Raw genomic sequence first — 7,921 nt, forward strand, 5'->3', positions numbered from 1 at the left:
TTTAATGGTGTAAGTTTTTTTCGATTTGGCTGATGTCATCACATAGCTTTTGCGCCTGTTGCACAACTAAAGACTGATCTTGGCCTTCGACCATAACTCGCAATAAGGGCTCGGTGCCAGAGGGTCGTAATAAGACACGGCCTTCTCCATGCAAGCTGGTTTCCAAGCTTTTTACCACACGGATTACTTCTGAATTTTTAGCGAGTAATGAGGCATGCGTAGTTTTTAAATTAACCAAGCTTTGTGGTAACAATGAAATGCCACCAGTTAATTCCTGTAAGCTCTTTCCTTGTTTCACCATAATCGATAAGACTTGTAGCGCAGCAACAATACCATCACCGGTTGTGGTTTTATCAAGACAAACGATATGGCCGGATGTTTCTCCACCAATCTTCCAATTATTTTCTCGTAGAGCTTCGAGAACATAGCGGTCTCCCACATTGGAACGGATAAAAGGAATACCCAATTCGCTAATCGCCATTTCCAAGCCATAGTTACTCATAATGGTACCAACAACACCGCCATGCAGAACACCACGCTCATGACGATCTTTCGCAATGATATAGAGAATTTGATCGCCATCAAGCAAATTACCTTTTGCATCGACTAATAATACGCGGTCACCATCACCATCTAAACCAATACCAATATCAGCGCCCGTGCTGAGGACCTTTTGAATCAAATGAGCAGGAGAAGTTGAACCACAATCCTGATTGATATTAAAACCATCAGGCTTATTTCCAATTGCAGTAACATTAGCTCCTAATTCGGCAAAAACATTAGGGGCAATGTGATAGGTGGCGCCATTTGCACAATCAACCACGATTTTTAGGCCGGATAAGCGAGTCATCGAGGGTATAGTTGATTTACAGAACTCAATGTAACGACCGGTTGCGTCATTAATACGCGTAGCCTTCCCTAATTGCTCTGAAGGAACCGTTTCCATCTTTTTATCTAATTCTGCTTCAATAGCAAGCTCTACGCTGTCAGGGATCTTGCCACCTTCAGCAGAGAAGAATTTGATGCCATTATCTTCAAATAAATTATGTGAGGCACTAATCACAATCCCGGCATTAGCTCTTAGTGTTTGTGTTAAATAGGCAATTGCTGGGGTCGGCATTGGACCCAATAAGGCCACGTCAACACCTGCTGCAGATAAACCGGCCTCCAATGCAGATTCCAGCATATAACCAGACACTCGAGTGTCTTTACCTATAACAACCTTTTTCCGATGGCCATTTGCCAGTACACGCCCTACGGCCCAACCTAATTTTAAAACAAATTCAGGATTAATATTTGATAATCCTACGTGTCCACGTATACCATCAGTACCAAAATATTTACGTTGACTCATCCTTTCCTACCTTATTGTTAGACTATTGCGCTCGTTCCACTAAATCGATCATTTTTAACGCTTGATGGGTTTCATCGACATCATGCGTTCTTATAATTCCTATGCCCTTTAATGCCGCATACACCGCCAGGGTAATACTTCCTATTAAACGATCATCCACCTCTTTGTTGAGCGCGGCTCCAATTGAACTCTTGCGTGAAACACCTAAAAGAAATGGCATTTGAAATTCAGCAAAATGATCAAGCATCTTTATTAAATATAAGTTATCTTGCGTTTGTTTGCCAAAACCAAAACCAAAATCTAAAATTAAGTGTTGTTTTTCAATGCCTGCATTCAAACACGCATTGATGCGTTCAATAAAAAACCGGCTCACTGTTTCATAAACCCCTTCAGGATAATCAGGGTTTTGTTGCATTGTACGGGGCTCACCCTGCATGTGCATCAAGCACACTGGAACTGCTAACTCTGCGATGAGTTCCAACGCGCCCTCTGCACGTAACGCATTAATATCATTAATTATATTAGCCCCAGCCTTCACTGCTGCAGCCATTACTTCCGGTTTATTCGTATCAATTGAAATACAAACATCAGAATGAGCACGAATTTGTTCGATAACGGGTATCACCCTATTCAGCTCGTCTTCAACTGATACCGGCTTCGCTCCAGGCTTAGTTGATTCACCACCTATATCAATCAAATCAGCACCTTGGTCAATTAAACGCAAGGCATGCTCACAGGCACTATCCTGGGATAAAAACTTACCACCATCAGAAAAAGAATTAGGGGTTACATTTAAGATCCCCATAATCAATGGTTTTTCGGAATAACACCCGGCAGGAAGCTGGCTACGGTGCGCAAGCCAGCTTAAAAATTGCTCTACATTCACCAGCGACTCTCACTTAAAACTACTAGTGCTCTTCAGCAGGATTAACGCTAACTTCATTATCACCTGACTTTGCAGGAGCATCATTGACTACATCAGCTTTATCTAAAGGCTTAGAGGTCGTTCCCCAATCTTGTGGTGGAGAAGGCTCTTTGCCAGACATAATTTCGTGGATTTGCTGGCTATCAATGGTTTCATACTTAATCAGGCTTTGTGCCATCAGATGTAATTTATCCATGTTGGCAACCAGGATTTCTTTGGCTCTTTGATAATTTCTATCAATAATAGCACGAACTTCATCATCAATTTGCTGCGCTGTTCTATCAGACATTTCTTTATGTTTATTCATAGAACGTCCTAGGAATACTTCTTCCTCTTCTTCGCCAAAAGTAAGTGGGCCAAGAGCAGATAATCCCCAGGAAGTAACCATTTTACGTGCAATTTCAGTTGAACGCATAATGTCATTCGATGCACCAGTGGTAACACTTTCCAGTCCAAAAATTAGCTCTTCAGCTATTCGACCACCAAACAAACTCGATAATTGGCTTTCCAAACGACGTTTGCTATGGCTATACCGATCTTGCTCAGGCAAGAACATCGTGACACCTAATGCACGCCCGCGTGGAATAATGGACACTTTGTATACTGGGTCATGTTCTGGAACAGATAAACCCACAATAGCATGTCCTGCTTCATGATATGCGGTTAGTTTTTTCTCGTTGTCATCCATCACCATGGAGCGACGTTCGGCACCCATCATAATCTTGTCTTTAGCTTTCTCTAATTCAATCATGCTGACTTTGCGCTTATTTGCACGTGCAGCAAACAATGCAGCCTCATTCACTAGATTTGATAAGTCAGCTCCAGAAAAACCTGGGGTACCACGTGCAATATCCATTACCTCAATGCCACTATCTACAGGAACTTTCTGTAGGTGTACTCTCAAGATTTGCTCACGACCACGAATATCGGGTAAGGGTACTACAACCTGACGGTCAAAGCGGCCTGGACGTAATAATGCAGGGTCTAAAACATCAGGGCGGTTCGTTGCCGCGACAACAATAACCCCTTCGCTTCCTTCAAAGCCATCCATTTCTACCAGTAATTGGTTCAATGTTTGTTCACGCTCATCATGGCCGCCACCAAGCCCCGCTCCGCGGTGTCTACCCACAGCATCGATTTCATCGATAAAAATAATGCATGGAGCGTGCTTCTTTGCTTGCTCAAACATATCGCGTACACGAGATGCGCCCACACCGACAAACATTTCAACGAAATCAGAACCAGAAATCGTAAAAAAAGGTACTTTTGCTTCACCGGCAACCGCTCTCGCTAATAAGGTCTTACCAGTACCTGGAGAGCCAACAAGTAAAACGCCACGGGGAATACGTCCGCCGAGATTTTGGAATTTGGTTGGATCACGTAAGAAATCAACTAACTCCTTCACCTCATCTTTAGCTTCATCAACCCCTGCCACATCAGCAAAAGTTACTTTGACTTGATCCTCGCCTAATAGGCGAGCACGTGAACGACCAAAAGACATCGCGCCTCGACCGCCCCCGCCTTGCATTTGGCGCATAAAGAATACCCAAACACCAATTAATAGGAGCATGGGGAACCAATTTACAAACAAGTGTAATAAAAAGCTTTCTTGCTGCTTCTCTTGTCCGCTAACGTCTACCTTGCTTTTTAATAGCTCGCCAAGCAATGCATTATCTTGCATCGGCATGTAGGTAACAAAGCGTTTATTATTTTTAGTTATGCCTTTGATGATTTTATCGTCTTCAATAGTCACCGTATTTACCATACCCTGATCGACTTCTTTCAGAAATTGGCTGTAGGAAATTTTCTCGGCAGCAGAGTTGCGAGGCCCGAAATTACTGAAAACAGAGACCAGCACGATCGCAATAATCAGCCATAAAAACAAATTCTTAACCATGTCGTTCAAAGTATTAACCTCGTTTGTGCGTAAAGCTTTATATTTAAGAGGACAAAATTCTTAATATATAAAGTTACTATAAATTGTATCCCTTTGCCAGCAAATAGGTTTCTTTTGAACGCGCTCGTGAAGCGGCCGGTTTACGAATGACCACTTTATCAAAAGAAGCTTTTGCCTGTTTTACCAAATCATCAAAACCTGAACCATGAAAGATCTTAACTAACATAGAGCCTCCAGGCTTTAACATTTTATCTGCGAAATCAAAGGCTAACTCCACTAAATACATCGCGCGCGGAATATCAATCGCAGTCGTACCACTCATATTTGGGGCCATATCCGATAAAACCAAGTCCACGCTGCGCTCAGGAATTAAATCCATGAGCTGTTGCAAAACATCATCCTCACGAAAATCGCCAAGAATAACATCTACATCGGGAAGAGAATCCATGGGCAAAATATCTAAGGCCACGATTCGCCCCCGTCCTTGCAGACGTTCGGAAACATATTGGGTCCAGCCTCCAGGAGCGGCACCTAAATCAACCACTGTCATGCCAGGTTTAAGCAAAAACTCTTTTTCATCGACTTCTTTAAGTTTATATACCGCACGGCTTCGGTATCCTTCAGCCTGAGCTTTTTTCACATAAATATCATCAAAATGCTCTTGCAACCAGCGTTTACTGCTTTTGGTACGACTCATAATTAGTACTATACTGTTTATAATTTTATATCAATTTAACTATGATACTTAATTTCACTACCTATTCCCAGCAAAACGTGCAATAATTTGCCATTTTATTATTTAGTTTTAAGGAATCCTTTGCAGTGGACACATCATTTAGACGCTCACTTAAAGCCCAAGCCCATCATTTAAAGCCTGTAGTTCTTATTGGCGCAAAAGGTTTAACTGAAGCGGTAGCCGCAGAAACTGATGTTGCATTGCTTGCTCATGAGTTAATTAAAGTTAAAATTAATGGCGCAGAGCGAGAAGACCGCATACTCATGGCGAATGAGCTATGCCAACAGTTAAGTGCTGAGTTGGTTCAGTTAATCGGAAATACAGCGATTATTTATCGTAAGAATAAAGATAAGTAATCCACGTTAAATTATAAACACTCCCTCGTGTTAATTTTGCAGTGCAATTAAACCAGTGTAGTCTGGTGCAAGCAACCAGACCACACTGAAAAAAGATAAAATAATGCACTGATAGTTTATTTATGTGTCAGGAGAATGCACGATTTTAGCATCTAAGACATTCGCCAACTTGCAGCAGCGGATTGTTCAGGTGTATCATTCGAGGCAATATATTTTCCTTGGCAACCAATCCAGGGGCTGTAAACAGCCCCAAAGTAAAGGGTACTAATTTATTGTCTGGCCTATGATACTAAAACACTTACCTAATATATTAACCTTATTTCGATTAGGACTAATTGTTCCTTTTCTTATGTTTTTGTATCGCCATGAATACGTCAATTCCTTTTATACGTTTATTCTTGCGGGAGTTACAGATGGATTAGATGGCCTCTTAGCCAGACGTTTTAATTGGCAAAGTTTTTTTGGTTCTTTTGTTGACCCCTTAGCCGATAAATTACTAATTGCATCAAGCTTTATTGCTTTAGCGCTAATGGATGTACTCCCCTGGTGGCTGGTATCGCTGGTTTTCCTACGTGACTTGACGATTTCAATGGGCGTTCTTGCCTGGTATCACTTCATTCGCCGTAAACTGGATTTTAAACCTACGCTCTTAAGTAAAATTAATACCGCACTCCAATTAATCTTGGTCACATCGTGCTTATTTGAATTAGCTTATTATCAATTCCCTAATTACGTTTTAAATACGCTCATTGGCTTAACTACGTTCACTACAGCCACAACTTATTTTGACTACATTTGGACCTGGAGCAGAAAAGCCTGGCCTAAAAAAGAATTATCTCAATGAATAAGCAGTTGGCCTTAGCTATCAAATTAAATGATGAAGCAACCCTGTCTGACTTTAACTGGGGTGAGAATAGGTTATTGCAGCAACAATTACAGCGCATGTTGACCCTCAAAGAAGATCGTTTGCTGTATCTCTGGGGCTGTAATGGCATTGGTAAATCTCATTTGTTACAAGCATCTTGCCAAGAAGTTAACTCTACGGAGTCTGCAATTTACCTCCCTTTGAATTTGCTTAAAGAATGGGGGCCACAAGCAATTGAAGGTTTAGAAGACCAAGCCTTAATTTGTATTGATGACATCGATGCAATTGCTGAAGATTCTGCCTGGGAAGAAGCACTTTTCCATTTATATAATAAAATCAAAGATATGGATAAGAGCCTTTTAATTATTTCGGGTAATCAGTCTCCAACTACCCTGCCGATTAAATTGCCCGACTTACGTTCTCGTTTAAGTTGGGGCTTAGTGATTCAACTGATGGAACTGAGTGACGAGGATAAAATTAATACCTTAAAACTGCATGCTGCGCGTCGTGGTTTTGACTTACCGGAAAGTGTGGGGCAGTTCCTGATTAGTCGCTGTTCACGTAATATGCATGACCTGCATCAATTACTTAATCGTCTGGATGATGCCTCTTTGGCGGCCCAACGCAAAATCACCATTCCTTTTGTTAAGAATATTTTGGGTATTTAGTTTAAATCTATATCTCTAAATAGTAAGTTTAGTTTTTCCCCAACACAGCATCAAGCCGCAGCAAAACTCAATGTTGACCCATGAACCCAACCCATAAGTCATTGCAAAATTACTTACTTGTATGTGTTAAAACGAAAATGCCGATGTTTGGCCTAACGTTGTTCGCATTGAAGGGCTAGTCGTATCACGCTCAGTAGACTGACTATTCCTCATGAATGAATAACGATTGGTGCTTGTCGTTACTGTTTCCGTAATAACCAGCTCATCTTCTTTTCGTGCGTTTTGTTTTAACGTAGCCAATTGCTGTTTTGTCTCTGTGGCTTCACGAATGTGTTCTTTTAAATTTCCTAATTTTTCCTGTTGTTTCGCCAAGGTGTCACGATTACATAAAGCAGCAATTTTTGTCTCATCAAGCCCCAGCCAACTACTTACCACCGATTCTAAACCAGGAAACTCAACAAACCAATATAAGCTCATAGCCGCCAAACCAACCAAAGTGCTACACAGTAATATGGGTAAGGATGCCGGTGAAACTGTGGTCATAATCAAACCGAAAAGGCTTAAAGAAACGGTTTGCGCGGCGCAAAAACTACCGCCAAACCGTAATGCCGCGAAAACTATTGATAAGGCTAATTTAGCAAAATGCAGCTGGCCACCATAAAGAGCCTGCTCGAATTGCTCGCTTATCGCACTAAATTGGGTAAAACGTTGCTCCAGCAAAGTGATAATCTGCTCCAATTGCTGCAATTCGTTTTCAGAAAGCCTTAATAAAGAATATTTTGCTATTTTCTTTCTGATGGTCTTTATTTCATTATATTCTTGTAAATAAACATCTAGCAATTTGTATGCATCCGTAAGTTTAATCTCTAAACTATCAGATAACTTAGCCAGCTCGAAACCACAAAAAGCAATAATTGATAAGGTTGAGAAAATAAAGCCACTCGCGAGAATAATCGCCGAAGGTAACGCAAAAATGTTCATAATCGTGACCACACAATCAAAACCATCACAAGCAACAACTAACATACCTGCCGTCGTGAGTAATCCCAGTTTTACTGTGTTATGCAATGACACATCATTTTTAGCTTTATTCGTAATGTTTACATCACCATTCATCGCC

At 41.2% G+C, this 7,921-nt stretch carries 8 protein-coding genes; 3 read left to right on the forward strand and 5 right to left on the reverse strand.

Translation table 11 applies throughout. The features are described 5' to 3' along the window. Position 1: 1 nt before the first annotated feature. The 4 genes from glmM to rlmE all read right to left on the reverse strand — a co-directional run bounded on the left by glmM (position 2) and on the right by rlmE (position 4,873). Positions 2-1,354 carry a phosphoglucosamine mutase gene (gene glmM / locus ACQY7T_RS14390; RefSeq protein WP_428414226.1) on the reverse strand — a complete coding sequence of 451 codons (1,353 nt, stop codon included), beginning with the start codon at positions 1,352-1,354 and terminating at the stop codon, positions 2-4. A 22-nt stretch (positions 1,355-1,376) separates the two neighbouring features. Continuing rightward, positions 1,377-2,240 carry a dihydropteroate synthase gene (folP, locus tag ACQY7T_RS14395; protein ID WP_428414227.1) on the reverse strand — a complete coding sequence of 288 codons (864 nt, stop codon included), beginning with the start codon at positions 2,238-2,240 and terminating at the stop codon, positions 1,377-1,379. 22 nt (positions 2,241-2,262) lie between these two features. Beyond that, positions 2,263-4,176 carry an ATP-dependent zinc metalloprotease FtsH gene (gene ftsH / locus ACQY7T_RS14400; RefSeq protein ID WP_428414235.1) on the reverse strand — a complete coding sequence of 638 codons (1,914 nt, stop codon included), beginning with the start codon at positions 4,174-4,176 and terminating at the stop codon, positions 2,263-2,265. A gap of 76 nt (positions 4,177-4,252) precedes the next feature. After that, positions 4,253-4,873, reverse strand: coding sequence for a 23S rRNA (uridine(2552)-2'-O)-methyltransferase RlmE (rlmE, locus tag ACQY7T_RS14405; RefSeq protein WP_428414228.1), 621 nt, complete (start codon positions 4,871-4,873; stop codon positions 4,253-4,255). Positions 4,874-4,998: 125 nt separating this feature from the next. On the opposite strand from rlmE, the gene yhbY reads away from it, so the two are divergent. The 3 genes from yhbY (at position 4,999) to hda (ending at position 6,801) form a co-directional block, all read left to right on the forward strand. Then, the gene (gene yhbY, locus ACQY7T_RS14410; protein WP_428414229.1) at positions 4,999-5,268 is read left to right on the forward strand and encodes a ribosome assembly RNA-binding protein YhbY; all 270 of its coding nucleotides are present in this window, start codon (positions 4,999-5,001) and stop codon (positions 5,266-5,268) included. A 283-nt stretch (positions 5,269-5,551) separates the two neighbouring features. Then, positions 5,552-6,112: a CDP-alcohol phosphatidyltransferase family protein gene (locus tag ACQY7T_RS14415; protein ID WP_428414230.1), complete on the forward strand. Its 561-nt coding sequence runs from the start codon at positions 5,552-5,554 to the stop codon at positions 6,110-6,112. Beyond that, on the forward strand, positions 6,109-6,801 hold the full coding sequence (hda, locus tag ACQY7T_RS14420) for a DnaA regulatory inactivator Hda (RefSeq protein WP_428414231.1): 693 nt from the start codon (positions 6,109-6,111) through the stop codon (positions 6,799-6,801). The genes ACQY7T_RS14415 and hda overlap by 4 nt, the downstream gene beginning before the upstream one ends. Before the next feature lie 126 nt (positions 6,802-6,927). Here the strand turns inward: hda and ACQY7T_RS14425 are convergent. Continuing rightward, positions 6,928-7,921 (reverse strand): hypothetical protein (locus tag ACQY7T_RS14425; RefSeq protein ID WP_428414232.1); only part of this gene is annotated, 994 nt, incomplete at its 5' end.

It is taken from the genome of Legionella sp. (genome assembly GCF_965140895.1).
Taxonomy (GTDB): Bacteria; Pseudomonadota; Gammaproteobacteria; order Legionellales; family Legionellaceae; genus Legionella.